The organism is Alcanivorax sp. HI0083 (assembly GCF_001635175.1).
Map to the genome: position 1 here is coordinate 1 of NZ_LWFX01000945.1, position 2,097 is coordinate 2,097.

The 2,097-nt window shown below is 60.3% G+C and carries 2 protein-coding genes; both read left to right on the forward strand.

Going from position 1 to position 2,097, the window contains the following annotated elements; translation table 11 throughout:
- The coding region (locus A3754_RS10530; protein WP_304439830.1) for a D-arabinono-1,4-lactone oxidase at positions 1–600 on the forward strand (600 nt) is incomplete at its 5' end.
- A 72-nt stretch (positions 601–672) separates the two neighbouring features.
- Positions 673–1,953 carry a DSD1 family PLP-dependent enzyme gene (locus A3754_RS10535; RefSeq protein WP_063519638.1) on the forward strand — a complete coding sequence of 427 codons (1,281 nt, stop codon included), beginning with the start codon at positions 673–675 and terminating at the stop codon, positions 1,951–1,953.
- Positions 1,954–2,097 lie beyond the last annotated feature (144 nt).

Sequence of the window (2,097 nt, forward strand, 5' to 3'; positions counted from 1 at the left end):
AAGACCATGGAGATCACCACGGATCCCCAGGACAGCCCCACCCGTGCCGACGACAACGAGCTGCTGGAAATGGTCTCCAAACTGGCCATGCAGGCCGGCTGGCTCACCCCCACCCTGCAGAAGCTGTCCACCCTGTTTGTGGAAGACAGCCGTTATGTGGGCCCGGCCAACAAAGTCTTTGCCAATCACCGCACCGTGCGTTTCAACGAAATGGAATACACGGTACCGGCGGAACAAGGCATCGCTTGCCTGGAAGAAGTCTGCGCCGCCATTCGCGAGCATGACATCAACGTGTTCTTCCCCATTGAATTCCGTTACGTCGCCGCCGACGACAACCTGCTGTCCATGTTCCATCAGCAGCCCGGCGCCAGCCTGTCGATACACCAATACTTTGAACAGGACTACCAGCCGCTTTTCGACGTGGTAGAACCCATTCTGCGTCGCTACGCCGGTCGCCCTCACTGGGGCAAGATTCATAACCTGGGACGCAAGGAACTGGCCGAACTGTATCCGGCCTTTGACCGTTTCCAGGCCGTGCGCAAAGAACTGGACCCACAGGGGCGGATGTTGAACCCGCATCTGCAGCGCCTGTTTTTATAGGGTAGAAATCGGCCATGTCGCAAAGGCTTAGCTGGCCCTTGCGGCCTACGCACTCTTGATCGGTTATCGCTTATGAAACGACGTCATTTTCTTTTTGGCGCAGTCGCGCTTGCTGCGGGTGGCTGGTGGCTGCGGCCGGACAATCGTGGGGCGGCCCATAATGCCTACTTCCAGTCGCTGAACGATATCCTGAAACAACAGGGCCCCGGCCGCCCGCTGATGCTCATTGACCGTCAGCGGCTGATAGCCAACTGCCAGACACTGGTCGGCCTGCTGCCCAGCCATTGCCAATTGCGCATCGTGGCGAAATCCCTGCCCAGCGTGCCGCTGATTCAGGAAGTCATGACCCACACCGGCAGCCAGCGAGTGATGGTTTTCCATCAACCCTTCATGAATGCCCTGGCCGATGCCGAGCCCGGCGCAGATATGCTGCTGGGCAAACCCATGCCCATCCAGGCCGCCCGTCGTTTCTACACCGAGCTGGGCGAGACCCACCCCTTCGATCCAGACCAGCAATTGCAGTGGTTGATTGATTCTTCAACCCGCCTTGAGCAGTACCTGGCACTGGCCCGCGAAAACGGCAGACGACTCAATATCAATATCGAAATTGACGTGGGCCTGCACCGGGGAGGCCTCAACGACCCGCAACAACTGGACGCCATGATCTCGCTGATCGAGGCCCATCCTGAGCAACTGCGTTTCAGCGGCTTCATGGGCTACGATGCCCACGTGGGGAAATTGCCCGCCTTTATCCAGAGCGCCGAAGAGGGCCACCGGGAAACCGAAGCCCTCTACCAACGCTATATCGACAGGCTGTATCAGCTGAACCCCGCCTACCAGCAACAGACATTGTGCTTTAACGGCGCCGGCAGCCCCACGGTGGCACTCTACGACAACACCACCGTGGTCAACGAACTCAGTGCCGGCTCCTGTCTGGTCAAGGCCAGCGATTTCGACCTGCCACTCTTGAAAGACTTTCAGCCCGCCGCCTTTATCGCCGCCCCGGTGATCAAACAACTGGACGGCCTCACACTGCCCGGGCCACTACCGCTGGGTGAACTCTGGCAAGGCTGGGATGCCAACCGTCGGCACACCTATTTTATTTACGGCGGCTACTGGAAGGCCGAGCCGGTTTCCCCGCCGGGGATCCAGGCCAACCCGGTGTACGGTGTGAGCACCAACCAGATGATGTACAACGGCAGCCCGGACACCGCCCTGCAGATAGACGACCAACTGTTCTTCCGGCCCACGCAAAGCGAATTCGTGCTGCTGCAGTTTGGTGACCTGGCGGTGTGGGATAACGGTGCCCTTGCCGACTGGTGGCCCCCTCTTCCCCAGGGCAACGGCGCCTGATGACCTGGCCGTTGCTCAGCCGGTTTGCGCACCTCGCCAGCCTTGCCCCCGTTGCCCTGTGCGACCTGCCCACCCCGGTGGAACCGCTGCCAGCACTGGGGTCGCTCTGCTGGGTGAAACGCGATGACATCAGCGCCCACCCGT

Excerpts from the sequence above, each read along its gene's own strand:
- A3754_RS10535 (WP_063519638.1), top strand. The coding sequence starts at position 673 with ATGAAACGACGTCATTTTCTTTTTGGCGCAGTCGCGCTTGCTGCGGGT.